Source organism: Gordonia sp. L191 (assembly GCF_030077625.1).
Lineage (GTDB): Bacteria > Actinomycetota > Actinomycetes > Mycobacteriales > Mycobacteriaceae > Gordonia > Gordonia polyisoprenivorans_A.
The window spans coordinates 135,804-161,290 of the sequence record NZ_CP125996.1 but is presented as its reverse complement, the minus strand read 5'-3'; the positions used below and the strand labels follow the sequence as shown (position 1 = coordinate 161,290).

Below are 25,487 nucleotides of genomic sequence, written 5' to 3'. Positions count from 1 at the left end.
GTGACCTGCGCCGACACCCACCGACTCGCGGTTCAGCCAACCACCTGATGGATGTAGCACCACCGCCAGAGTTCACCGGGTTCCGCCGAACGCATGACAGGATGCCCCGACGAGTGGAAGTGCGCGGTCGCGTGCCGGCGCGGCGAGGAGTCACAACACGCCACATGCCCGCACTCCAGGCACTTGCGCAGATGCGACCAGTGGTTCTCCCCGATGGCCATGCAGTCCTCGCACTCGTCGGTGTGACCGGCGGCCGCGGCCGGATCGGTGGCGGGGTCGAGACCGATCTCGGCGAGTTCGGGACACCGACCCGCCGGGGTCGGCGGCTGCGCCCGGGTCTCGGTGGTGCGGGAACGACGTCCTAACAGTGCCATGTGCCCATTATCGTCGCCCGGTAGGTTCAGGCGGGTGAGTGCATCACTCCTGCTGGTGGCCGCGGTATCGCTCGCGATCGCCGCCCTGTGCCGCCACTTCGGTTTGTCGGCCCCTCTGGTGTTGGTGGCGGTCGGTCTCGGGATCTGTTGGATCCCCGGTCTCCCCGACGTCGGACTCGACCCCGAGTTCGTGCTGTTCGTCATCCTGCCGCCGCTGCTGTATTCGGCCGCGCAGGACAGCTCGTATCAGGAGATCCGGGCCAACCGACGTGCCATCGGCCTGCTCGCGGTGGGGCTGCCACTGTTCTCGACGATCCTGGTGGGACTCGTCGCATGGGCTCGCATCCCCCACGTCCCGCTTGCCGCCGCGCTGGTTCTGGGGGCGGTCGTCGCTCCGCCGGACGCGGTCTCCGCGCAGGCCATCGGACGCCGCGTCGGATTGCCCCGTCGCATCATGACGTTGCTGGGCGGGGAGAGCCTGCTCAACGATGCGACCGCCCTCACCGCCCTTCGGGTCGCCCTGGCCGCGGCCATCGGCGCCACCACGACGGTGGTCAACGGCGTCTCGATGTTCCTGCTCGCCGCGGTCGGCGGCGTCGCGGTGGGTCTGGCGATCGGTTACCTGACCGCCCGCGTCCGCGACTGGCTGACCGACCCGACGATGGAAACGGCGATCGGGATCATGGTCCCTTTCGGCACCTACTTCATCGCCGAGGAGTTGCATTCCTCCGGGGTGATCGCGGTGGTCACCGCCGGCCTGTTCCTCGGACAACGCTCCGTCCGACTCGGCTACGCCACCCGTATGCAGGACGACGCCGTGCGCCGATCCATCGACGCCATCCTCGAGGCGTTCGTCTTCCTGCTCATCGGTTTGCAACTGCCCGAACTGATCCGCGGGCTCTCCGGTCAGTCGTGGACGCAGATCACCATCGATGCGGTCATCGTCCTCGCGGTCGTCATCGCGGTCCGCTTCCTCTGGGTGTTCCCGGCCACCTACCTGCCGCGGGTGTTCTCCCGCAAGGTGCGCGACGCCGAACCGGCACCCGCGCCGAGCGCGGTGTTCGTCGTCGGATGGGCCGGGATGCGGGGTGTGGTCTCGCTCGCCGCGGCGTTCTCGATCCCGCTGTACACCGATTCCGGTGAGCCGTTCCCGGCGCGCGCGGAGATCCTGTTCCTGACCTTCGTGGTGGTGGTCGGCACCCTGCTGATCCAGGGCACCACCCTGCCGTGGGTGATCCGGCGCCTCGGGGTGACCGGTGACGATCCGACCGAGGAGTTGCTCGCCTACGCCGGCGCGCAGGACCGCGCGACCCGTGAGGCCGAGAATCTGCTCGACCGGATCGAGGCCGAGATGGCACCCGACGATGTCCGTCGCCATCAGATCGGATTCTTACGCAAATGGGTCACGACACAACGCAATACGGCCTGGGAGGACCTGGGTCGAGGGCCCGAGGCGATCGGTGAGAGCCCGAACGCCGCAGGCAATCGCATCCGACTGAAGCTGGTGCGGGTGCAGCGCAAGGTGTTCATCGAGGAGCGCGACGCCGGCCGGATCGACGACGAGGTGTTGCGCAAGGCATTGCGCCGGCTCGACTTCGCCGAGGGTCTGACCGACCGCGACGACACCTGATCCCTCGGGTGCCGATATGACCGGTTGGCCCGCTTGGTCGGCATCATCGCGATAATCCCAAGTGGGACAACTGGTTCAAACGGGGCGCCTGTGACTGAAGTTGTGCCGAACCGTGATGGGACCACAACCGAATCACCGGCCGAACGGCAGTAGGTTGCCGATATGAGACGCCGGATGGCCGCGGGGGCGGCAGTACTCACCTGTGCGAGCGCAACCTGGTTGGGCCTCGCGGCGCCGGCCCACGCCTGGACCACCGGCACCGCCCATGCCGGATCCGGGACGATGAGCGGCACCACGGTCACGCTCTTCGGCGTCAACAACTCACCGCTGGCCGGCGGCCAGGGGCAGTGCAGCGCCTTCGTGTATCCGATCTCGGCCCTCGGAGCACTCGAACAAGCCGCCCAGGTCGGCACGCAACGGGCAGCGGCACGCGTGCAAAACCAAGGGCCGCAAGTCGATTCACTCAACAACCAGTACGACCAGGACATGTCGGGGGTGGGCACCCCGCTGGCCGTCGCCGACACCGTCGCCGTCGGCTCCGCCCCCACCACCCTGCTCACCTACCAGGGCAACGCCGCCCAGTACGCCGGATACGTCGTGTGCAGCTCCACCGCCGGGCAATCCAGCGACGAGGACTACACGGCCTTCCCTGTCTCCGCCTCGGCGCCCGCCGCTCCCTCTCCCACCGCGCCCGGGCCGTCGGCCCCGTCCGCACCGGGCCACACCGACACCGACGGCGTGCTGAACTCGGCGAGCAGCTGGATGAAGTGGTTGTGGGCGTGCACCCAATCGAGCGCCCCGACCTGCGGCAACGCTCCAGCGCTGCCGGGCTTGACGCACTGAGCACACGGGCGCACCCGAGCATTCGGGCGCGCCGGCAGCTCCGGATCGCGGGCGGTCAGGACGCGTCGGACACCGGTTCGCCCGCCCCGGCCGCCTCGTAGACAACGGTCTGCTCGGTACGGCCGCGGAGTGTGGCATGTTCGGCCTCGCGCCACTTCTCGCGCTCGGCCGGCCGCGCCGCCTCCACGGCACGCCCGGATGCCAACGGGTGTCGCGGATTTCGTTTGGCGAGTTCGGACAGGCGCGCACTCTCGTTGACCGGGTCACCGATCACGGTGTATTCGAAACGCTGGATCGCACCGACGTTGCCCGCCACAACCGGCCCATGGCTGACGCCGATGCCCGCCGACAATTCCGGCACCTCCTCACCGAGTCGCGTGGCGATCGTTCGGGCCGCCGCCAGGGCCGCACCGGCACAGTCCGACAACGCGATCGGCGCACCGAAGATCGCGAGCACCGCGTCGCCCTCGAACTTGTTGACCAGCCCCTTGTTCTCCTCGACGGCGGCGACGATCACCCCGAAGAAACGATTCAGGATCTCCACCACCTCGACCGGTGAACGTTCGGCGGCCAGCGTCGTCGAACCGATCACGTCGACGAAGACCGCGGCCACGACCTTCTCGGTGCCCCCGAGTTCGGGGTCGGAGGCAAGCGCGGCCTCGGCGACCTCGCGTCCGACGTGCCGCCCGAACAGGTCGCGCATGTGTTCTCGTTCGCGCAGCCCGCCGACCATCAGGTTGAAACCGGCCTGCAGATCACCGAGTTCTGTGCCGTCGTAGACCACCACCTCGACGTCGTCGAGTTCCCCCGCCTCCACCCGGTGCAGCGCGGTACGCACGCTGCGGATGGGGCCGATGATGCTCAGTGACGACAACAGCGTCAGGATCAGCCCGGTGGCCAGCGCCGTCACCGCCAACACCGCGACACCGACGAACATGTCGACCTTGGACGTCTCGGGCCGGAACGCGCCGAACAGCACGACCAGCAGAATGCCGGTCACCGGGATCGCCGAGCCGACGAGCCACGACACGATCGCCCGACTGCGCACGCCGCTGCGTTTGCGTCTGCGGTATCCGGCGCTGATGAGTTCGGCGGCCACCGGCCGCAGCGAGAACTCGATCAGCAGATAGGAGATCGCGACGACCACCACCCCGCTGAGACCGACGACGAAGATCGTCTTCGGGATCAGTTCGGGATGCGGGATGCCGTAACAGAGGGTGAAGAAGATGACCGCGCCGATCCACAGGATCGCCTGGATGCTCACCAGGCGCCACGGGGCCCGACGGGCACGCCGCGCATCGCGTTCGGTCGGCGGCCGATCCCGGATCGCCCAACGCAGATCGCGGACGACAACGATCGTGCCCCAACCGATTCCGATCACGAACGCCCCGGCGACGTAGAGCGGCAACGCGAGGAAGTTGACCCACCAGAGATCGGGCTGGAACACCGACGGCTCCGGAATCCCCACCGACGACAACGCGATGGCGATGATCGCGCCCACCAGGTTCGCGACGACGATCGACGCGGTCAGCAGCGTCTGGATGCGTAGCCGCTGTTTGAACCCGCTCTCACTGGCCGACCCGAGCAGGATCGAGCCGTAGTCGCGCCTCCCCCGCTTCGGTGCCATGGGGTTACCCTGCCATACCCGAGTCCGTCACCGGGCTGTTGTCATACGCGGGGCAGCGCCGAGCGGGCCTTGAGCGCCAACCAGAGTTCCATGCGGTCCTCGCCGTCGTCGAGCCGGCGCCCCGATAGCGTCGCGATGCGATCGATCCGATTGCGAACGGTGTTGCGGTGCACCGACAACCGGGCTGCCGCCGGGTCCCATGCGCCGTTGACGCGCAGCCACTCCTCGAGGGTCCGCATCAGTTCGACGCGCTCGCGCTCCTCGAGTTGATCGATCGGGGCGAGCACGGCGTCGGCGAATCCGCGGAGCAGCCGTGGCTCGCCGAGCCCGATGAGCAGCTCGACGGTACGGCCCTCGCGCGCATCGACCGGCCGACCAAGGCGCTCGCTGGCGCCCACCAGCGAGCGCGCCTGGGTCAGCGACACCGGCAACGACGCCACCGCGACCGGGGCGCCCAACCCGATCGGCGTGCCGGGAGCGATCGCGGTGAGCGTCGCGAGCAGCCCGTCGGATTCGGGGTGGGCGATCTCCACGAGCCGCCCGTGCGACCGGACGAGCCCGGCCGTCAAGGAGGACTGCAGGCGGAACAGCAACGCGTCCGCATCGTGGGGTGCGGGCGCGATCACCGCCGCGACGACGAGCGTCGTCCGCCAGCCCAAGGAGTCCGCAAGCTGTTGTGCGCGTGCCGGTTTCAGTCCCGGACGAACCAGTTGGGCGAACACCGCACCTCGGCGCTGACGTTCGGGTTGGCCGGCGACATGGCGACGTTGCACCTCCAGCGCGAGCAGCGAGACGAGCACCGTCGACGAATGCCGCGCCACCGGATTGAGTTGGGCGTCCAACACGATGAACGCCAGCGCGACACCGGAGCCGACGGTGTGGATCTCTCGCCCGGCACGTAACACCCACGACTGTCCGGGCGGTTCGTGCGAGGCGGCGACCGCCAATTCCACGGCCTCCGTACGCGCCTGCTCCGAGGCTCCGGGAGAGGCCGCGATTAGCCGACCCACACCGTCGCAAACCACACAGTGCGCGCTCGACGCCTCGGCCCAGGTCTCCAGCAACGCGGGTAACGGCGCACTCGACGTGGCCACCGCGGTCAGTCGGCGATTGAGCTCCATCGCCTCCTCGAGATCGTGTCGCTGCTGGGCGGCCCGCTTTTCGAACACCCACTTGGTGATGGCGATGAAAGGCACCTCGACGGGGACCACGAGGAGCGGAACACCTATCTCGGCGGCCGCCGCGCGCAGCGGCTCGGGGCAGGCGTCGTAGCGCGGGCCCAGACCCAACACCAGGCCCGCCACACCACCGGCCCGGCAGTTGCGCACATACTCGCGACACCCCTGCTCGGTCATCTCCACCAGCAACCCGATGGTCATGAGCAGCTCCCCACCGCGCAGCCACTCGTGTGGGTCGGTCAGCTCGGAAACGTGCACCATCGTGACCTCGGCGTCGAGCGCCTCCCCTCCGGCCGCCACCTCCAGGTGGAGTTCGTCCGCTGCGGCGACGTCGCCGACGGTGATCATTGGAGTCCCCTGGGCCCACTGTTGTACATATTGCCCAATCGTAATGACCGGATTGGACATTTTCGCACTGTCGGTGCAGGTCAGTGCGCTGCACTCTTGATGCACCGGCGACGACGCCACCCACCGAGTGTTCCGATCGACCCGAAAGCCCGTCATGACCCTCGATCTCCCCGCCGACGGCCCGACCGCCCGCGCCACCACCCGCCCCGCCATCGAGACCCGCTCCATCGACTACGTGCCCGACGACGAACGCCACGGCAAGGTCTCCGCGCAGGGACCGTTCTGGTTCGTCGGCAACTTCCAGCCGTTCACCCTCGCGCTGGGCTTCGTCGGTCCGGCGATGGGGTTGTCGTTGCTCTGGAGCATCGTCGCCGGCCTCGCCGGTATCGCCTTCGGCACATTGTTCATGGCGTTCCACGCCACGCAGGGCCCGGTCCTCGGACTGCCGCAGATGATCCAGTCCCGAGCCCAATTCGGTTATCGCGGAGTGCTGTTGCCGCTGATCGGCACGCTGTTCACCTTCGTCGGTTTCAACGTCGTCGACATCGTGATCATCAAGTCCGGGCTGCAGTCCATCTTCGGCTGGAACCCGGTGGTGGTCGCCGTCGCGATGTCGGTGATCGCCGCCGCGCTGGCCATCTTCGGCCACGACCTACTGCACCGGGCGTTCAAGATCCTCTTCTGGATCTCGTTGCCGCTGTGGCTGATTCTCACGATCGGCATCCTGGCCGGCTCGGTGCACGGGTCCCTGGGACCGGCCGGTCCGGGCGGCTTCACCCTCGTGGCGTTCCTGGTGCAGTTCTCGGTCGCGGCGTCCTACAACATCACCTACGCCCCGTACGTGTCGGACTACTCGCGGTACCTGCCCCGGGACACGCGCCCGTCCTCGATCATCGCCTCGGTGTTCGTCGGCGCTGCCGCCTCGCCGGCGTGGCTGATCCCGGTGGGCGCGTTCCTGGCGACCTACCTCGGCGCGTCCGACGCGTTGAGCGGCATCAATGACGGTGGCAATCAGGTCATCTCGGGCCTGGGCAGCGTCCTGGCGGTGGTCGCGACCCTGGTGCTGGTGGCGACGATGGGCCTCAACGCCTACAGCGGCATGCTGACCGTGGTCACCGCGATCGACTCGGTCCGCCAGATCTCCCCGACGCGCCGGCTCCGCGTGATCACGATCCTGGTCCTGACCGTCGTGTGGCTGGCGCTGTCGCTGGCGTTGACCGATGCCACCGAATCACTGAACACCGCGCTGCTGATCATGCTCTACCTGCTGGTGCCGTGGACGGCGGTGAACCTCACCGACTACTTCTTCGTCCGCCGCGGCCACTACGTCATCGCCGACCTGTTCACGCCCGCAGGCGTATACGGCCGGTGGCCCTGGCGCGGTATCGGCGCTTTCCTGATCGGTATCGCCGCCGAGATCCCGTTCATGGACCTACCGTTCTTCGTCGGGCCCGCCGCGTCGGCGATGGGCGAGGTGGACATCGCCTTCGTCATCGGTTTGCTGGTCTCGGGCGGAGCCTACGTGCTGTTCACCCGCAACCAGGATCTCTCCGTCGAACGCCAACTCCTCACCGACCACCCCGAACTGTCCGACCCGGCAAGTACCGGCGAGATCCGCACCGAGATCGCCGCAGAAGAGCACAGCATGGAGGAGAACTCGTGAGCGACAGCGTGATTGCGGGTCTCGACACCGAGTTCCCGGTCATCGACGGGGTGGTGGGGCAGGTTGATGCCGCACGCTTCCCCCGCTACGGCGCACCGGCCACCTTTGCCCGCCTGCCGCGTCGGGACCAGGTCGCCGATGCCGACGTGCACATCCTCGGCATCCCTTTCGACACCGGGGTCAGCTATCGGCCGGGCGCACGATTCGGCCCCGGACACATTCGCGCATCGTCGAAGTTGTTGCGGCCCTTCAATCCCGCTCTCGGCGTGGCACCATTCGCACAGCAGCAGGTCGTCGATTGCGGTGACCTGTCGGTCAATCCGTTCGCCATCACCGAGGCCATCGACACCATCAGCGCCGCGGCGAGAACCCTCGGCGCCGACGGCGCCACCCCGCTGATCCTCGGCGGCGACCACACCGTCGCACTGCCCATGCTGCGCGCGCTGCACGACCTACACGCGAAACCCGTTGCGGTACTACACTTCGACGCCCACCTCGACACCTGGAACTCCTACTTCGGTGCGCCCTATACCCACGGCACACCCTTCCGCCGGGCCAGCGAGGAAGGACTGATCGACATGGAACGCTCGATGCACGTCGGCATCCGCGGACCGCTCTACAGTGCCGCCGACCTCGACGACGACTCGGCGCTCGGATTCGCCGTGGTACGCGCCGATGACTACGAATTCGACGGTGTGACAAGCATTGTCGAACGGTTACGCACGCGCCTGGCCGGTGGTCCGGTGTACGTCTCCATCGACATCGACGTCCTCGACCCAGCGCATGCACCGGGCACCGGAACCCCCGAGGCCGGCGGCCTGACCTCCCGCGAGCTGTTGAACACCCTGCGTGGCCTACGCGGCCTCGACATCGTCGGCACCGACATCGTCGAGGTCTCGCCCGCCTACGACCACGCCGAGATCACCGGTATCGCCGCCGCACATGTCGCCTACGAGATGCTGTCGATCCTCGGGCCCCGCCGCTGAAGCGGCCGGCCCACCGTCCCTGCCCTTTCCCACCTGAACGGATTCCCCCATGACAACCGACACGCTCACCGCACGCGCACTCGATGCCCTCGACGCCCTGGTGGCCGCGTTCGCCGCGAATGACGAGGACGCCTACTTCGGCGCATTCGCCCCCGACGCCCAGCTGGTCTTCCCCGATCAGGACCGGACCGCGATCGGCGTCGCCGACTACCGGGCGCTGTGGCGTTCCTGGCGTGCTGAGGGCTGGGGTGTCGCCACGTGTGTGAGCAGCGATCGGCGCATACTCGTCGTCGGCGCCGTCGCGATCGTGACCCATCGGGTGTCGACCACGCTGGCCGACGGCACCACGCTGTCCGAACGCGAGACGGTGGCCTTCGACCTCGACGCCGACCCCGGCCCGCTGGTCGTTCACGAACACCTGTCGGCGTGAGGCGCGCCGGGTGATGTAACGCCGCGCCAGGTCGTGAGCGATCCTCACGGTATCGGCGTCATCCCTCTCGACGCCGGCTGATGGCAGGAGTGTTCATGTCCGGTTCCGACGACGACACCCGCACCGCGGGCGGCGACCACGACTCGTCGATCGCGGCGAACTGGATGATTCACCCACCGCAGGCGCCGACCCCGGCGCCCCGCCGTCGGCGACGCCGGTTGATCGTGGTGGCCCTCATCGCGACGTTGACGATCAGCCTGTACGTGCTGAGCTCGCTGATGTCGGGCGGCAATCGGGCTTCGGCGCTGGTCGGGCACCCGGAGGTCCTGCGGCCCGGCTGCACGTGGGATTCGTCGGGCAACTACGTGCAGAACTGCAAGGTGTGGTCGGCGTCGATGAACAAGTACATCGTCGTCCAGATCCGCGCCTCCAACAACAGCACGCAGGGCATCTACCTGCTCGACGGGATGCGCGCGGTGGATTCGCGGTCGGCGTGGACCACCGATGTGCAGGCCGCGAAGGTCTACGACTCCAGCTCCAACACCACGCTGGTGATGCCCGCCGGCGGCGCGTCGTCGTTCTACACCGACTGGAACGGTCCGGCGGGCGCGAACACCACGATCAAACAGGAGACCTTCCTGACCTCGGAGCTGCCCGACTATCTGTCGCAGAACTTCGGGGTGAGCAAAACAGGTAACGCGATCGTGGGCCTGTCGATGTCGGCAGGACCGGCGGTCACCCTGGCCGAGAAGCACCCCGAACAGTTCAAGGTCGTGCAGGCCATGTCGGGCTATTACCAGCTCGACAATCCGATCGGAGCGCTTGGTGTCCTCGCCTCCCAGACCATCGTGTCGAACTACACCAACGGCATCCTCAACATGTGGGGTGCGCCGGGTAGTGCGCAGTGGGCGGCCAACGATCCCTCGCGCAACGTCGACAAGCTCAAGCAGAACGGGCAGGTCCTGATCATCTCCTCGGGCAACGGCTTCCTGACGCCGGCCGAGGCCGCCAAGCTCGCACCACAGGATCAGATCAGTGCGATGGCGTTGGAGATGCTCTCGGCGGTCTCGACGGTGCTCATGCAGTTGCAGCTCGGCCAGTCCGGGGCATCGGTGATCTCGCTGCCCAACTACGGCGGCCACGACTGGGACAACTGGGGCCGGAGCCTGACCGACGGCAAGGACGATCTGCTGAACGCTCTGCGCCAGAATCCGCCGGTGACCGACAAGGCTCAGGTCGTCAGTGCCAACGGTGCCACCAACACCAGCGGTGTCACCGCGGCCGCGGCCAACATCCGCAAGGCGGCGGACACCACGGTGGCGTTGCCGTCCGTGGTGGCGAGCAGTTCGTCCGACACGGCGGCGCCGAATGCGTCGAGTGGGGCGTCGTCGAGCGTCGGCTCGTCCGCGGCGGAGAGCGCGAGCTCTTCGGCGAGCAGCACCACATCGGAGGTTCCGTCGAGCGACGATCCGTCGAGTGACAACCCCACCTCCACGAGCGATCCCGCGTCGCCCGCTCCGGTTGCCCCGTCGGCCGACTCGCAGTCGACGCTGACGACGACCACCCCGGCCTACTGACCATCACACGCTGCGGCGCCGGACGTTTCTCGCGTCCGGCGCCGCAGCGTCTTTGATGGGTCAGCGTGTCCGATCGGTTCAGCGTGTCTGAGGTGAGCGTTCGTCAGCTCACGCGGATCATCTTCTTGTTGACGAACTCGTCGATGCCGAAACGGCCGAGTTCGCGTCCGAAGCCCGAACGCTTCACACCGCCGAACGGCAACTCGGCGCCCTCGGCGCCCACAGCGTTGACGAACACCATGCCGGCCTCGATCCTGTCGGCCACGCGCAGCGCCTGCTCGGGGTCGGTGGTGAACACATACGAGCCCAGGCCGAAGGGAATGTCGTTGGCGACCGCGACGGCCTCGTCCTCACCGGCGACCTTGTAGACCGTGGCGACCGGACCAAACAGTTCTTCCTTGGCCACCGGCGACTCCGGATCGATACCGGTGAGCACCGCCGGCGGGAAATGCGCACCGGAGCGTTCGCCCGCGGAATCCAGTGTCGCACCGGCCTTCACAGCGTTCTCGACCTGCTGTTCCAGACGTTCGGCGGCAGCCAGCGACGACAGCGGCGCAAGACCCTGTGCGGCTGCCTTGACCTTCTCGGTGAACTTGCCGAGGAACTCGTCATAGATGCTCTCGTCGACGATGAACCGCTTGGCTGCGTTGCAGGCCTGCCCGGTGTTCTCGAACCGGCCGTCGACGGCCGCGGAAACGGTCGCGTCGAGATCGTCGGTGGAGAGCAGGATGAACGGGTCCGACCCACCGAGTTCGAGGACCACCTTCTTCAGGTTGCGACCGGCGATCTCGGCGACGGCGGCACCTGCGCGCTCCGACCCGGTCAGCGACACACCCTGCACCCGCGGGTCGGCGATGGCGTCGGCGATCTGCTCGTTGGTGGCGTAGACGTTCACATACGCGCCGGCCGGATATCCGGCGTCGAGGAAGATCTGCTGCAGCGCCGCGGCCGACTCGGGGCACTGCGGGGCGTGCTTGAGCACAATCGTGTTGCCCAGCACCAGGTTCGGGCCGGCGAAGCGGGCGACCTGATAGTAGGGGTAGTTCCACGGCATGATGCCGAGCAGCACGCCGACGGCGCTGCGGCGGATGAACGCCGACCCCTCGCCCTCGAGAAGCGTGATCGGCTCGTCGGCGAGGAACTTCTCGGCGTTGTCGGCGTAGTACTCGTAGATCGCGGCACTGAACTCGACCTCGCCGACCGACTGGTCGAGCGGCTTGCCCATCTCGCGCTGGATGATCGCGGCCAGCTCGTCCTTGCGCTCGGTGTGCAACTGCGCGACCTTGCCGATGAGGCCGGCACGCTCGGCGACCGTCGAGTTCTTCGACCATGTGGCGAAGGCGTCGGCGGCGGCGTCGATCGCGGCGCCCACCTGCTCGTCGGTGGCGGTCGGATATTCCTTGACGACCTCACCGGTCGCGGGATCGGTGACGGCGTACAGGGCCATCGGAACACTCTCCTCGTTCGCAGGGCAGCCCGGATGGCGCCCACTGCTCATGAGGGTAGCCTCCGACGCAACACCTTGCTCGGGAAACCGCAGATTCTGAGACTGATTACGGAGTTATTCGCAACAGTTCTCGGTTTACACGACGGAATCCGTCAGAAAACCGCAAGCCGCCAACGCTCCAGCAGTCAGACGATGGCCCGGCGAACGACGCGAACCCACCAGCCGCCAACGCCACCGCGCTCAAACGATGGCCCTGCGAACGACGCGAACCCACCAGCCGCCAACGCCACCGCGCTCAAACGATGGCCCTGCGAACAATCGTCTGATCGCGGCCCGGGCCGACGCCGATGCAGGAGATGAAGGCCCCGGAGAGTTCCTCGAGCCGCAGGATGTAGTCCTGGGCGTTGCGCGGTAGCTCGTCGAAGGTCTTGCAGTTGCTGATGTCCTCCCACCAGCCCGGCATCTCCTCGTAGATCGGCTTGGCGTGGTGGAAGCCGGTCTGGGTCATCGGCATGTCCTCCACGCGCCCGCCGTCGACCTCGTAGGCGACGCAGATCGGCACCGTTTCCAGGCTGGAGAGGACGTCGAGTTTGGTCAGGAAGTAGTCGGTGATGCCGTTGACGCGTGTCGCATAGCGAGCGATCACCGCGTCGAACCATCCGCAGCGGCGGGCACGTCCGGTGGTGACGCCGACCTCGCCGCCGGTCTTGGCGAGGTAGGCGCCCCACTCGTCGAAGAGTTCGGTCGGGAACGGCCCCGACCCGACACGGGTGGTGTAGGCCTTGAGGATGCCGAGCACGGTGGTGATGCGGTTGGGTCCGATCCCGGCGCCGACCGCCGCGCCGCCCGCGGTCGGATTCGAGGACGTCACATAGGGATACGTGCCGTGGTCGACGTCGAGCAGGGTGCCCTGCGAGCCCTCGAGCAACACGGTCTCGCCGCGTTCGAGGGCCTGGTTGAGCAGCAGCCGGGTGTCGGCGATGCGGTGCTTGAAACCCTCGGCCTGGGCGAGTACCTCTTCGACGACCTGCTCGGGCTCGAGAGCGCGCCGATTGTAGATCTTGACCAGGATCTGGTTCTTGAGTTCCAGTGCGGCCTCGACCTTTTGGGCCAAGATCTTCTCGTCGAGGACGTCGGCCACGCGTACTCCGACGCGGGCGATCTTGTCCTGATAGCAGGGGCCGATCCCGCGGCCGGTGGTACCGATCTTCTTGTTGCCCAAGAAGCGTTCGGTGACCTTGTCGATGGCCACGTGGTACGGCATCAGCAGGTGGGCGTCGGCGGAGAGCAGGAGCCCGGTGGTGTCGACGTCGCGGTCCTCGAGACCGCCGAGTTCGGTCAGCAGCACGCCGGGGTCGACGACGACACCGTTGCCGATGACGTTGTTGACGCCGGGTGTGAGGATGCCCGACGGGATGAGGTGGAGCGCGAAGGTCTCGCCGTTCGGCAACACCACCGTGTGTCCGGCGTTGTTGCCGCCCTGGTAGCGAACCACCCACTGCAGCTTGCCGCCGAGGAGATCGGTGGCCTTTCCCTTGCCCTCGTCGCCCCACTGAGCGCCGATCAGCACGATCGCGGCCATGTTCTCTTTCCGCCCTTCCGCTTGCCTTCGCAACCGGGACAACCCTACTGGTTCGGGCAGCTCGATACCCTATTCCCATGTCTTTCGCGGTCATCACGTCGTCGCAGGTGTCGGCGTCGACCACTTCTCGCCGTGCGATCCGGGACGCGGTGGCGCAGCGGATCGCCGACCCCGCCGTCACCCGGCTGATCGTGGAACCCGCGGCCGAGCCGCCGGGTGCCGATGGGGGGTCGTCGACCCACCCGGACGCGCACCTCGCGCAGGTCATCGCCGCTTTGATGCTCTCCGAACGCCTTGACGTCGAGGTCGCCTACGTGGCTGATCGACCCACCGCCGCGACCCGCGCCTACGGGTTGCCGCACGGGTCGGCGGCCCGCGATCTCGCCGAACACGGCGACGCCGTGGCGCTGCCGCTGATCCGCGACGACGCGGCGACGGTGCTGGTGGGCGAGGCCCGGCATCTCGGCGCCGAGGGTGCGCAACTGCACGGCGAGAGCTATGTCGACAGTGTCCGGCTGTTCACCGGCGAGGTCCGCGGCATCCGGATCGAGCCCACACCGCACGAGCCGGGTCTGCGGGCACGGCTGGAGACCGGCACGCTGGGCCTCTGGACCCGGCGAGGCCGATGGCACGACGGTCGGGCGATCCAGACCGGCGGCACCAACATCGTCGTCGAGCGGGAGGGCGTGCTCACCGATCGGGTGGTCAAACGGTCCACCTATTACCGTCATCACGTGGATCTCAACCTGGTGTGCCCCCGATGACCGGCCCCGCCTTCGGCAGACGCCGCAACCCGACGCTGACCGAGATGGCCCGCGCCATCCAGCCGGGCGTCGTGTTCTTCGCCCTGATCGCGGTGGCGGTGCTCGGCGGCTGGCTCGCGGCGACCGCCGGCTCCGATCGCTCGTCGGGCAAGGCGACCCTGGGTGTGGTCCTGCTCGTGCTCGCGGGCTGGGTGATCTCGTTGTGTTTGCATGAGTTCGGCCACGCGGTCACCGCCTACCGATTCGGCGACCGCGACGCCGAGTTGCGCGGATACCTGACCCTGAATCCGTTGCGTTACACCCATCCGGGCCTGTCGCTGGGGTTGCCATTGCTCTTCATCCTGTTGGGCGGCATCGGTTTTCCCGGCGGGGCGGTGTACCTCAACGAGCGCGGCTTCACCAAGGCGCAGCGCACCATCGTGTCGCTGGCCGGTCCGGCCATGAACATCATGCTCGCCGTCGTCCTGCTCGGGGTGATCCGCGGGTTCGGTCCGTTCGTCGACAGCCCCATCGGCTTGTTCGTCACCAACCCCGACAGCATCAATCTGTGGGACGGACTGGCGATGCTGGCGTTCCTGCAGATCACCGCCGCCGTGCTGAACCTGATCCCGATGCCCGGCTTCGACGGCTACAACGCGATCGAGCCGTATCTCTCGCCGCAGACCCGGCAGAGCGCTGCCGCCGTCGCACCGTACGGCTTCCTGATCATCTTCGCCCTGCTGTTCATCCCGCAGCTCAACAAGGCGTTCTTCGACCTGATCTTCTGGCTGTTCGAATTGTCCGGCGTCCCATCCGGTCTGGCCGGGTGGGGATGGGACACCTTCCTGTTCTGGCGGCGCTAGGCAGCGGCTGGTCGGGCTCCGTTGGTTGCGACGCCGGGTCAGCTCACCCGTTCCCAGAAGGCGCCTGTCGCCCGGACCCAGCTGCGGGTGTTGACGCCCGTGCCGATGTAGCTGCCCTGACCGCAGTCGGTGGCGGCGAAACCACTGCGATCGGTCACGGCGCTGGTGCGGTGATAGAAGATCCGGACACCCTGTGTCTCACCGGAATTGCGGCCCGCCCCGACGCAGTCGAGTTCGAGGACCACCTTGACACCGGCCGGGCAATTCACCGACGCCCCGGCCCAGTAGTTGTAGATGCGGCAGTCGCGCGGCGTTGCGGCCTGCGCGTCACCCGGCGCAACGACGGCGGCGCCCAAGGCGATTCCCGACACGGCGACGGCCGTGGCGATACGTGCGGCGATGCTCATGCGAATACCTGCTCTCCTGTGGGGGCCACGTCACAAGGACATTCGTCACATACCGGGCAAGTGTTACGCCGAACGAACCGTCGCCACGCCATGACCGCGCTCACCAGTTGAGGTCTTCCGAGCACCGGTGCTGATCGTCAGCGGGATCGATCTGGACGGTCGCGTGACCGAGCCCATGGCGTGAGAGCACCGCCTGCGCGGCCGGGAGCACTTCGGCGTTGGGACGGTCACTGCCGAGATGCACCGTGGCGACGTCCATTCCCGTGGTCAGCGACCAGACGTGCAGGTCGTGCACATCGGTGACCGACGGGATCTCGGACAGCTCGCGACGCACCTGGTCGACGTCGACGTGGGTGGGTGCCTGCTGATTGAGGATGCGGAGGGCGTCGATGGCCAGCCGCAGCGCGCGCGGCACGACCCACAGCGCGATGCCGACCGCCACGATGATGTCGGCGTAACCCCATCCGGTGGTCAGCGCCACGACACCGGCGACGAGTACCCCGACACTGCCGACCGCATCGGCCAGCACCTCGAGGTAGGCGCCACGAACAGCGATGGACTCCTGAGAATCGGCCCGCAACAAGAACATCACCAGCACGTTCACGGCCAGGCCGACCAACGCCACGACGATCAGGGTGAGACCGGGGACCTGGGGGTCGGAGCCGATGCGCTCGATCGCCTCGTACAGGACGAAACCCGCGACGCCGATCAGCAGGACCGCATTGGCGACCGCGGTGAACACCTCGGCGCGGTGCCAGCCGAAGGTCCGGGTGTCGGTGGGCTTTCCGTGGCGGGCGAGCAGCAGCGCGATCAGGCCCATGACCAGGGCGACGACGTCGGTGAGCATGTGTCCGGCGTCGGCGATCAGCGCCAGCGAGTTGACCGCGATGCCGACCAGGAGTTCGACGACGAAGTACGACCCGATCAGCCCGACGGCCACCGCCATCGGCCAGATACGACGTTGCGACGCATTGGCCACGTCCACATGCGAATGGCTGTGGGAGTGCGACGACGCGGCGGAGTGTGAATGTGAGTGTCCCATGACCCCGCCAATATATGCATGACTACGCATATATGGCAAGGCTTAGGCGCACCTAACCCCCTGCGGCCCCGCCGACCGTGCGCCAAATCTCGTCGACCGTGCGCCCATTTCCGTCGATCGTGCGCCCATTTCCGTCGACCGTGCGTCACATTTCATCGATCGGGTACGGGCGCCCAGAAATCGAGAGCACCGCTCTTGCAATGGACGTTCGCGGGACGGATACTCAGGTCATGACCAAGAGCACCGCTCTCGAAAACTCCCGTTCTCCGCGTTCGAGCGCCGTCACGCCATTGCCGCTCCACGGCATCGAGTACCTCTGGGGTGCCGGGGTGTTCGCCGTCGAGGTCGCTCTCTGGGCGGGCAGCGCGGCAGCCGGGTACCACTGGGGCGCCCGGGCGGCGGGCCCGATCGGCGGGGTCGGCCTGGCCGTTGCCACCTTGCTGCTCATCGGGGCCTGCTGGAGTCGCTGGATGGCCCCGAAGGCTACGCGGCGACTTCGGGTGGCACCTCGCGTGGCCGTCGGCGTGACGATGCTCTGCGCGGTCACCGCCGCTTCCCTGCCGATACTGGGCGTCGGTGTCGTGATCGGGTGTCTCGCGGTCGCCGCCGGGGTCTTCGCGATCGGTCAGGTACGGATCGACGGCAAAGCCTGATCGAGCGGTTCGATGCTCATGGCGGCGGTGTCACCGACTTTCACCAGGATCAACATCTCGTCGGTGAGTCGCCTGCGACTCAGCGACACCACCCCGCGATGGAGCCCGGACTCGCCCTCGACCGGTCGCAGCAAGTGCCCGTCGGCCCATACGCTGACCGCCTGCTTGGTCCCCGACTCTGGTTCGGTCACAAGAACTTTCACGTCCCATGAGCGGTCGGTACGCCCGATGTCGACCGAGTACGTCGGCACCGGCGATCCGCCGTCGCCCACTTCAGCGGCGGGTTCGATCTGATTGGCGGGCAACGTCGGCGTGAGGAACGCGGGTTCACGGCGCGTCGTCGCGGCCTCGTAGGCGCCCGCCAGATCCAGCAACCTGTCGTCACTGTAGGCCGCTCCGGCGAAGGTCAGTCCGACCGGCATCTGGATGTCGCCCATGACCCCCATCGGCACCGTCACGCTCGGAATGCCCAGGTGGCGCAGCACCCGGTTGCCGTTGGAATAGACGATGCCGTTGCGCATGGCCTCCTCACGACTCTCGGCCCGGGAGAACAGATCGGCGCGACCGACACCCCCTGCTGCCGGGAATATCACTGCGTCCAAGCCATTTTCGGTCAACCAGTCCTCGAAGTCCGCGGTGCGCGCCTGCTCGAGTCCACGTAACAGATGGTCGATGCCGGCCACCTCGTCGTACGACTCCGGAAGCCCCTGCTTGACGAGTTCGGCGAGCCGCTGCCAGTCGAATCCGCCACGCGCACGGGTGATCCACACCGCCACCGGCGCATCGTCGGTGGGGAACACCGTGTCGCCGTCGACGTCGGCCCAGCTGTTCAACGCGGGATCGCCGTTCTCCCGCAGGAATTGATCAAGTGCCATCGCGGTGATCGTGCCACCCTCGAGCGCACGCCAGTTCGGTGGGACGACGCCACGTTCGGCCAGCCCGTCGGCACTCGGACGGTCCTGCTCATAGTTCGACACGACGGGAAAGTCGACTTCCACCACTTCGGCGCCGAGCGCGCGCAGATCACCGAATGCCCTGTCCCACAACGCGCGAACCGACGGTGTGATCACCGGGGGGTCGAGTGGTACACGGTCCTCGCCGATGTACATTCGCGGTACACCGAGCCGCACGCCGTCGAGTCGACTCGGTCGCGGACGATGCACCGGCTGCGGGAGGACCTCCTCCGGGCCGGGCAAGGCGACGCGGGTCTGCTCTCGCCAGAAGTCGCCGGTACGGATGGGGTCGCCGACCGCCAACACATCGAGCAGGATCAGCAGGTCGTCGACCGAACGTGTATGCGGCACAACCACATCGCAGGTGGGACGCAACGGCCAGTTGCCTCGGATCGACAGCACACCCCGGGATGGCGTGTAGGCGACCAGCGCGTTGTTGGAGGCCGGCGAACGCCCCGACGACACCGTCTCCTCGGCCATCCCGAAGCCGCAGAAACTTGCCGCGACCGCCGTTCCGGACCCGTTGGACGACCCGGAACCATATGCTGCGGTGAGGAACTCCGGGTTGTATGGGCTGCGCGCGTAGTCGTACACGCCGGGCTGGACACCACCGGCCGCCATCGGCGGCATGTTGGTTTTGCCGAGCAGCACCGCACCGGCAGCACGCAATTGCGCGACCGTGGCGGCGTCCTCTCCCGCGACGACGTCGGCCAACGCGGGCGAACCGCAGGCCACGGTCATCCCCTTGACCTTGTAGCTGTCCTTCACGGTGAACGGGACGCCTTCGAGCGGCCCGGCCGCTCCGGACCTCCGGCGACGATCGGAGTCGGCGGCCTCGTCGAGACAAGTCGGGTTGAGGACGGCGATGGCGTGCAGACACTGACCGGTCCGGTCGTAGTACGCGATCCGGTTGAGGTAGGCGCACACCAGATCGACACTCGTCACGACACCGGATTCGAGCGCATCGAGTATCTCTGCGACGCTCATCTCCACGACGTCAACGCGGTCCACCATCGACCCACCGGCCTTTCTCGTCACCATCCGCACGGTGATGTGCGGTTGCTTCATCGGTATCACGGCATGACCGTGCGCGGCCACCGTCGAGCGCGACCCTGTTGTCTGTCGACGAAACGGATTCGCATGCTTATCGGTCGACCGAACCCGTCCGTTGGCGATGCACCGACCCTTCGGCGGGCCCGAAATCGGTCGTCGACCGTGCCGACTCGTCCGTGCGAGGCACCTCGATCTCCAGGTCCACTGCAGTCGGATCGGGCTGCGGGGTGACCGTCCGGCGCCATCCCCCGATCACTCGCATCGCGTGGTAGACAACAACCGCGGCGATGGCTCCCAACGCGATCCCACCGAAGCTGAGATCACCGATGGTCCAAGTGAAGTCGGCGATCCCGATGACGAGGGCGATCGCCGCGGTGAACTGATTGATGGGTTGTGAGAAGTCGACCCGGTTGATGACCCAGATATGGATACCGAGGATGCCGACGAGACCGTAGAGGGCGACGGTCGCCCCACCGAGCACACCGGGTGGGATCGAGGCGACCGCGGCACCGACCTTCGGGCACAGGCCCAACAGCACTGCCGCCAGGCCGGCGATCCAATACGCGGCGGTCGAGTACACCTTGGTCGCCGCCATGACGCCGATGTTCTCGGCGTAGGTGGTGGTGGCGGTGCCGCCACCACTGCCCGCAATGGTGGTGGCCAGGCCGTCGGCGAAGAGCGCACGCCCCATGTGGCGATTGTTGTTCGTGCCGGTCATCGCACTGATCGACTTGACGTGGCCGATGTTCTCGACGACCAGCACCAGGACCACCGGGATGAACATGGGCAGCAGCGAGAAGTGGAACGACGGACTGGTGAAGTGCGGCAACCCGAACCAACCTGCCCCGGCGATCGCCGAGGTGTCCACCTCGCCGCGCGCCAATGCGATGAGGTATCCGGCCACCACCGCGGTGAAGACCGCGAGTCGACCGAGCAAACCGCGGAACAGCACCAGCGACAACAACATCAGCAGAAGCACGACGAACGCGGTGACCGGGTCCTTCTCGAAATTCGCTTTGGCTGTCGGCGCAAGGTTGAAGCCGACCAACGCGACGATCGCTCCGGTGCAGATGGGCGGCATCAGTTTCTCGATCCAGCCGATTCCCACGAAATGCACCACGGCACCGACGATCATGACCATGATTCCGACCATCACGATGCCGCCAAGGGCGCCGGCATGCCCGTGGGAACCGGCGGCCGCGGTGACCGGCGCGATGACGGCGAAACTCGATCCGAGGTAACTCGGCAACTGGTTGCGGGTGATCAGCAGGAACAGAATCGTTCCGATGCCGGAGAAGAGCAGGGTGGTGGCCGGCGGGAAACCGGTGAGTACCGGAACGAGGAAAGTCGCACCGAACATCGCGACCACGTGCTGCAGCCCGATGCCGATGGTGCCGGGCCACGGTAGCCGCTGTTTCGGTGCCACCACCTCGCGCCCGTCGGTGCGCTGCCATGTGAACATGTCCATTGTTGTCACTCCTTGTCCGGCAAGGGCCGGGACGGTGTTGATGCGTGAATCCGCCCGACGCCCTTGTCGGTGATGATGTGCACGAGTGCAGCGCACTCAGACCGAGTCGTCATCGACTCCATGGGGTGCAATCCCGAGATGGTCGCCCCCGAGGTGGTTGACGCGAAAGGCGTTTCCCTTGGGATCGAGGAGAACCGATTGCCACGCACCGTAATACGTGCGCTGCGGAGCCGCGACGCACTGGGCTCCGGCGGCCGTTGCGGCTGCGGTGAGTGTGTCGACCTCGGATTCGGTGGGGACCTCGAAGGTCAGGAACTGCACTGTTCCCGACACCTCTGCGGGCGCTCGGAGATTGAGCAGCTCATAGGCTTTCGGGGTACTGAAACCCAGGATGGTCTCGCCCATGGCCAACCCGCGGAAATGCTCTGATCGCAGCGACACCACCTCCTCGAGGCCCAGGAGGTCGGCATAGAAGTTGCTGAGCCCGACGATGTCGTCGGTGATGATGCTCGCAAATGACAGATGGACATCGGGCATTCGAACCTCCGGTTCGCACAACGTCGGGTCGCGTCAGAGGTCGAGTACGAGCCTGCCGACGGCCCGACTGACGCAGGGAATGAATCTCTTTCCGGCGGCTCTGGCCCGCGGCGACAAGACGGTGTCGCGATGGTCCAGGGTGCCCGCGAGCACGGTCTGTACGCACGCTCCGCACTCCCCGCGCAGACAGTTCGAGTCGAGCCCTGCCCGCGCCTCGAACAGCACCGACAATGCCGTTCGTTCGCCAGGCACGGTCAATACCTCTCCGCTCGAACGTAATTCGATCTCGAAGGTGTCATCGGTGGATATCGTCATCAGCCCGCCAACGAGATGGTCTTCTCAAACTTCTGGGTCAGGTGATCACCAGAGGTGATGGGTGCGTAGCGTGGCTGTTCGCCTGCGGCGACGCAACTCGGTAGGCATTCGATCACGGCGTCGTAGTTGGGTTGGTGGAAGAACACCAGGCTCATCCGCCGTGTGTCGCCCGAATCATCAGGCGTCGGCGGCCGGACCCGGTGGCGGGTGGAGATCCACAGGTCGTTGGTCCATTGCGCCATCAGGTCACCGATGTTGACCACGAACGCGCCGGGCACCACCGGCACCGGCACCCAGTCCCCATCCTGGGTGAAGACCTCCAGGCCTCCGGGCGCATCCTCTTGACGCACGATGGTCAGACTGCCGTAGTCGGTATGGGCGCCTGCCCGCATCTGACCCGGAAGCGGGGGTTGGTCCAGATGTGGGTAGTTGATCGCCCGGAGCATGCTGATGTCGCGGTCGATGGTTGCCGCGAAGAACTCCGGGTCGAGGCCGAGACCGCGCGCGAAGGCACCCATCAGCCGGCGGGACAGATCGTTCATCTCGCGGAAATACCGGGTCCAGATCTCTTCCATGCCCTCCGGTCGCTCCGGCCAGGAGTTCGGCAGGAAGTGCGGTCCGGAGAGATCGGGGGAAAAGTATGGGTCGGTGCGATCGACGTCGACCGGGCCCACGTCGAATTTCTCGTGCAGGTCACGCGGTTGCGCGATGTCCTCACTGTAGGAGAACGCCTGCTGGCCCACCGACGAGTACCCTCGCACGGCGTCCGGGGTGGGCTGCCGGACCCGCTGCTTCTCGTCGTCGGGCAGGGCGAAGAACTCGTCGGACACCCGATACATCTCGGTGATGACGTCCTCGGGCACACCGTGGTCGACGATCTGGAAGAAGCCGATCTCACGCCCTGCGCGATCGAGTGCCTTTCCGACCTCGTTCTTGGCGTCTTCGTCGCCGCCCTTGAGTGCGGCGACGTCGATGATGGGGACCACAGACACGGAAATTCTCCTCCCGGGAAACATCTTGACCCCAAGAAGTCTGTCCGACAACGTCTTCCGTCAGAAGAGTTGCGCACCACCGGTTATCGGCCGGACGGATGAGCAGACGGCACAGCCGAAATGCCGACGAAACAGCCGTACACATCGTCGACACATCTCGACAACCGGACGTAACCCGCGACTCAGGGGCGCCCGACGCGCATGCCGAAGGTGGTCTGCCGCATGTACTTCTCCACGAGGTGCTCGCCGGCGAGGAGGCGGCGCTGCACCGGAGTCCCACTCGTGGCGAACGGCGGGAGTTCGGTCACACCGACGTCGTGGTTGGGGTGCTGGTAATAGGCGAAAGACAGTCGTGAGGTGTCGAAACCCACTGGCCGCGGCGGGTTGGCGGTGCGATGTACGGTCGCCGACCAGTGGTTGGCCATCCATTCGGCGAGGAGGTCGCCGACGAGGATCACGAGGTCATCAGGGGTGGTGGTGACGTCGAGCCACTCCCCCTCGCGATCGAAGACCTGCAGACCACCGGCGGTCGCCACCGCGCACACGATGGTGAACGACCCGTCGTCGGTGTGGGTGCCCGCCCGGTACTGATATGGCAGTGGTGAGGTCTCCTGCGGCGGAAAGTGTAATGCACGCAACATGCTCATCTCGTGGTCGAACATCGGAACGAAGTAGTCGGACGGCAGCCCGAAGCCCTCGGCCGTGAGAGCAAGCAAGCCGGCGCCGATGCGCTGCATATGCCGGTAGTAGGCCTCCCACGTGGCGCGAAAGCCTGCCGGTTCGGACGGCCACAGATTCGGGAAGGCCAAGTCGTCGGCACCGGGTTCGCCGACAACCGGCGAGTCGATCGGACCGATGTCCATCTTCTCTTTGAGGTCTCCGTGCGATTCCTCGCCCAGCGAGTAGGCAATTCCCTCCGAACCGATGCCCGAGTAACCGCGTACCTGTTCAGGCGCAGGCTGGGCCACCGCCCGGCGCACCGACTCGGGCGCCGCGAAGAACCGGCGGGTGACGTCGAACAGCTCACTCACCTCCGATGTCGGAATCCCGTGCGAGCGCAGATGCACATAGCCGAGCGTGGACAACCCGACGTCGAGCAGCTCGAACTGACGACGACGATCTTCGGCGGAGGAACCACACACTGCGGAGAAGTCGACGGGCGGGAGATATGTCATCCGACTACTGTCCAACATGCAGTAGCAGTTCGCAGTCAGACGAGGGAGTGGTCGGCATGCTCGCCCACCCGATCGAACCGGAGCCCGAAATCGGTTGTCACCACAGCCGTCCTCGGTACATCGGACTCACCGTGGCCGACCTCTCCGCGCGCACCGGGGCTCCCATCGTGACCCCGGATTCCGACTCCACGGCGCCTCTCGAGCATGTCGTCGATGTCGGCTCGACCGCGAAACCTCGAGCCGAGGATGCACCGGTCTTCGCCGGCGAAGACCACGCCGCAACCGCGGTGGTCGTACTGCGCTGGGCGTCGCTCCGGCCGGACGGTCCGCTGCCCGACCTGCTGCCCTTGTTCACGAGCTGGTTCCGCAGGTACCGACCGGCGGCGATCGTCGTCTCTCCTGCGCGACCGGTGAATCCGCCGCCCCTGGTAATCGATCACGTACGCCGACTCGGCAGTGTGCTGCTCTGGGATCGGTCGGGCGACCCACACCTCGCACAGCGCCTGCGCGACGCGTTGCGCCCATCCGACGCCGATGTCACCGAGCCCGATCCCGAGGGGCTCAGTGCTCGGCTCCTCTCGGTCGCCGACAACCTGCCGGCGATCTGTGACGCTCTCGGGGAGGCCATCGGTGCCCGTGTCGAGCTGCGCCGGAAGGGCTTTCGCAGCCGCCGTACCACCGCCGGCTCACCGATCGTGATGCCCCTGGGTACCCACGCAGACCTGATCGTCGATTCCGACCACGCGCTCGGGGATGCCCAGCGAGCATTGGTCGAGTCCGCACGTCCCCTCCTCACATTGCACGCCCGGATCTCCGACGCGACCGACGACGAACGCGGCGTCGAGTCCTCACGGGCACTCCGTGACATCCTCGGCGATGACCTGGCCTTACGCGAGCAGGCCATTCGACGCAGTGTTCGGCTCAACCTCTTCGGCAATCAGGCCATGGTGGCGATCGCGGTCGAACCGTTCAACGTGTCGGTCGACCTACCGGGACTCGGACGGCTTCGATCCGAGATCGCGCCCGTCGCAGCGCGTTTCGATCCGAGTTCATCGACAGCGGTCAAGGACGGTCTGGCCGTCGTACTGATTTCCGATCGGGTCGACTTGTCGGTCTTCCTTCGGGAACTCTGCCGGACGATCACCGTTCCGATCGCCGTGGGCGTCGGCGACGCGGTGTCCTCGCCTCGTGGGATCCCGGGCTCTTTCCGGCAGGCCCGCCGTGCGGTGGCGGTCGGACGCCGCACCGGAGCGATCAACCGCTTGACGCTGCACTCGGAGCTCGGAGTGCTCGCATTGTTGTACCAGCTACCCGAACACGCTCGCCGAGAGTTCGTGGCCACCACGTTGGGTCCGATCGCCGACACGTCGGCCGATGCCCAGGAGCAACGCCGGGCACTACGGGTGTTGCGGGCGACCGACTGCAACGTCAGCGAATCCGCACGCCGGCTGTTCGTACACCCGAACACGTTGCGCGCCAAGGTGTCGCGGATCGAGAAGGTCGTCGGACCGATCCTCACCGATCCCGAGAACCGGCTCACCGTCTTCACCGCACTGACCATGTACTCCCTCGACAGCAACAGCGACGAGTGACCATCGCGA

The 25,487-nt window shown here is 66.9% G+C and carries 23 protein-coding genes; 10 read left to right on the top strand and 13 right to left on the bottom strand.

Going from position 1 to position 25,487, the window contains the following annotated elements:
* Positions 1 to 32: 32 nt before the first annotated feature.
* Positions 33 to 374, bottom strand: coding sequence for a UBP-type zinc finger domain-containing protein (locus tag QNM97_RS00755; RefSeq protein WP_208792771.1), 342 nt, complete (start codon positions 372 to 374; stop codon positions 33 to 35).
* Positions 375 to 408: 34 nt separating this feature from the next.
* Here QNM97_RS00755 and QNM97_RS00750 point away from each other — a divergent pair, with 34 nt between their 5' ends.
* Both QNM97_RS00750 and QNM97_RS00745 read left to right on the top strand, forming a co-directional pair.
* On the top strand, positions 409 to 2,004 hold the full coding sequence (locus tag QNM97_RS00750; protein WP_283821161.1) for a Na+/H+ antiporter: 1,596 nt from the start codon (positions 409 to 411) through the stop codon (positions 2,002 to 2,004).
* 162 nt (positions 2,005 to 2,166) lie between these two features.
* Positions 2,167 to 2,847 (top strand): hypothetical protein, encoded by a 681-nt coding sequence (locus QNM97_RS00745; protein WP_283821160.1) that lies wholly within the window; start codon positions 2,167 to 2,169, stop codon positions 2,845 to 2,847.
* Between the two features lie 55 nt (positions 2,848 to 2,902).
* Here QNM97_RS00745 and QNM97_RS00740 read toward each other — a convergent pair whose 3' ends face one another.
* The gene (locus QNM97_RS00740; protein WP_208792773.1) at positions 2,903 to 4,474 is read right to left on the bottom strand and encodes an adenylate/guanylate cyclase domain-containing protein; all 1,572 of its coding nucleotides are present in this window, start codon (positions 4,472 to 4,474) and stop codon (positions 2,903 to 2,905) included.
* A 41-nt stretch (positions 4,475 to 4,515) separates the two neighbouring features.
* Complete coding sequence (locus QNM97_RS00735) at positions 4,516 to 6,000, bottom strand: PucR family transcriptional regulator (protein WP_283821159.1); 1,485 nt, start codon at positions 5,998 to 6,000, stop codon at positions 4,516 to 4,518.
* 154 nt (positions 6,001 to 6,154) lie between these two features.
* On the opposite strand from QNM97_RS00735, the gene QNM97_RS00730 reads away from it, so the two are divergent.
* The 4 genes from QNM97_RS00730 to QNM97_RS00715 all read left to right on the top strand — a co-directional run bounded on the left by QNM97_RS00730 (position 6,155) and on the right by QNM97_RS00715 (position 10,656).
* Positions 6,155 to 7,663, top strand: coding sequence for a purine-cytosine permease family protein (locus tag QNM97_RS00730; protein ID WP_283821158.1), 1,509 nt, complete (start codon positions 6,155 to 6,157; stop codon positions 7,661 to 7,663).
* The gene (speB, locus tag QNM97_RS00725) at positions 7,660 to 8,649 is read left to right on the top strand and encodes an agmatinase (protein WP_283821157.1); all 990 of its coding nucleotides are present in this window, start codon (positions 7,660 to 7,662) and stop codon (positions 8,647 to 8,649) included. Before QNM97_RS00730 ends, speB begins: the two co-directional genes overlap by 4 nt.
* A gap of 49 nt (positions 8,650 to 8,698) precedes the next feature.
* The gene (locus QNM97_RS00720) at positions 8,699 to 9,079 is read left to right on the top strand and encodes a YybH family protein (RefSeq protein ID WP_283821156.1); all 381 of its coding nucleotides are present in this window, start codon (positions 8,699 to 8,701) and stop codon (positions 9,077 to 9,079) included.
* Positions 9,080 to 9,174: 95 nt separating this feature from the next.
* Positions 9,175 to 10,656, top strand: coding sequence for an alpha/beta hydrolase (locus QNM97_RS00715; RefSeq protein WP_283821155.1), 1,482 nt, complete (start codon positions 9,175 to 9,177; stop codon positions 10,654 to 10,656).
* 103 nt (positions 10,657 to 10,759) lie between these two features.
* On the opposite strand, the gene QNM97_RS00710 is transcribed toward QNM97_RS00715, so the two are convergent.
* Together QNM97_RS00710 and QNM97_RS00705 are read right to left on the bottom strand one after the other, a co-directional pair.
* Complete coding sequence (locus tag QNM97_RS00710; RefSeq protein ID WP_283821154.1) at positions 10,760 to 12,103, bottom strand: NAD-dependent succinate-semialdehyde dehydrogenase; 1,344 nt, start codon at positions 12,101 to 12,103, stop codon at positions 10,760 to 10,762.
* A gap of 295 nt (positions 12,104 to 12,398) precedes the next feature.
* Positions 12,399 to 13,685 carry an adenylosuccinate synthase gene (locus QNM97_RS00705; protein WP_283821153.1) on the bottom strand — a complete coding sequence of 429 codons (1,287 nt, stop codon included), beginning with the start codon at positions 13,683 to 13,685 and terminating at the stop codon, positions 12,399 to 12,401.
* Between the two features lie 77 nt (positions 13,686 to 13,762).
* On the opposite strand from QNM97_RS00705, the gene QNM97_RS00700 reads away from it, so the two are divergent.
* Positions 13,763 to 14,449 carry a hypothetical protein gene (locus QNM97_RS00700; protein ID WP_283821152.1) on the top strand — a complete coding sequence of 229 codons (687 nt, stop codon included), beginning with the start codon at positions 13,763 to 13,765 and terminating at the stop codon, positions 14,447 to 14,449.
* Positions 14,446 to 15,291 (top strand): site-2 protease family protein, encoded by an 846-nt coding sequence (locus QNM97_RS00695; protein ID WP_283821151.1) that lies wholly within the window; start codon positions 14,446 to 14,448, stop codon positions 15,289 to 15,291. Before QNM97_RS00700 ends, QNM97_RS00695 begins: the two co-directional genes overlap by 4 nt.
* A 38-nt stretch (positions 15,292 to 15,329) precedes the next feature.
* Here the strand turns inward: QNM97_RS00695 and QNM97_RS00690 are convergent, their stop codons facing one another.
* Positions 15,330 to 15,698, bottom strand: a complete 369-nt coding sequence (locus tag QNM97_RS00690) for a hypothetical protein (protein ID WP_283821150.1) — start codon at positions 15,696 to 15,698, stop codon at positions 15,330 to 15,332.
* Positions 15,699 to 15,798: 100 nt separating this feature from the next.
* A complete protein-coding gene (locus tag QNM97_RS00685; RefSeq protein WP_283821149.1) occupies positions 15,799 to 16,740 on the bottom strand; it encodes a cation diffusion facilitator family transporter in 942 nt (313 codons plus the stop codon).
* 230 nt (positions 16,741 to 16,970) lie between these two features.
* Here QNM97_RS00685 and QNM97_RS00680 point away from each other — a divergent pair, with 230 nt between their 5' ends.
* A complete protein-coding gene (locus QNM97_RS00680; RefSeq protein ID WP_283821148.1) occupies positions 16,971 to 17,393 on the top strand; it encodes a YrdB family protein in 423 nt (140 codons plus the stop codon).
* Here the strand turns inward: QNM97_RS00680 and QNM97_RS00675 are convergent.
* The 6 genes from QNM97_RS00675 to QNM97_RS00650 form a co-directional block, all read right to left on the bottom strand.
* A complete protein-coding gene (locus QNM97_RS00675) occupies positions 17,366 to 19,360 on the bottom strand; it encodes an amidase (RefSeq protein ID WP_502875069.1) in 1,995 nt (664 codons plus the stop codon). The genes QNM97_RS00680 and QNM97_RS00675 overlap by 28 nt on opposite strands.
* A gap of 130 nt (positions 19,361 to 19,490) precedes the next feature.
* Positions 19,491 to 20,867 (bottom strand): uracil-xanthine permease family protein, encoded by a 1,377-nt coding sequence (locus QNM97_RS00670; protein WP_283821146.1) that lies wholly within the window; start codon positions 20,865 to 20,867, stop codon positions 19,491 to 19,493.
* Between the two features lie 96 nt (positions 20,868 to 20,963).
* Positions 20,964 to 21,404 (bottom strand): VOC family protein, encoded by a 441-nt coding sequence (locus QNM97_RS00665; protein WP_283821145.1) that lies wholly within the window; start codon positions 21,402 to 21,404, stop codon positions 20,964 to 20,966.
* Between the two features lie 33 nt (positions 21,405 to 21,437).
* Positions 21,438 to 21,656 carry a 2Fe-2S iron-sulfur cluster-binding protein gene (locus QNM97_RS00660; RefSeq protein ID WP_283821144.1) on the bottom strand — a complete coding sequence of 73 codons (219 nt, stop codon included), beginning with the start codon at positions 21,654 to 21,656 and terminating at the stop codon, positions 21,438 to 21,440.
* 62 nt (positions 21,657 to 21,718) lie between these two features.
* The gene (locus QNM97_RS00655; RefSeq protein ID WP_283821143.1) at positions 21,719 to 22,711 is read right to left on the bottom strand and encodes an isopenicillin N synthase family dioxygenase; all 993 of its coding nucleotides are present in this window, start codon (positions 22,709 to 22,711) and stop codon (positions 21,719 to 21,721) included.
* Positions 22,712 to 22,893: 182 nt separating this feature from the next.
* Complete coding sequence (locus QNM97_RS00650) at positions 22,894 to 23,886, bottom strand: isopenicillin N synthase family dioxygenase (protein WP_283821142.1); 993 nt, start codon at positions 23,884 to 23,886, stop codon at positions 22,894 to 22,896.
* A 56-nt stretch (positions 23,887 to 23,942) separates the two neighbouring features.
* Between QNM97_RS00650 and QNM97_RS00645 the strand changes: the two genes are divergently transcribed.
* Positions 23,943 to 25,478: a helix-turn-helix domain-containing protein gene (locus tag QNM97_RS00645; protein ID WP_283821141.1), complete on the top strand. Its 1,536-nt coding sequence runs from the start codon at positions 23,943 to 23,945 to the stop codon at positions 25,476 to 25,478.
* Positions 25,479 to 25,487 lie beyond the last annotated feature (9 nt).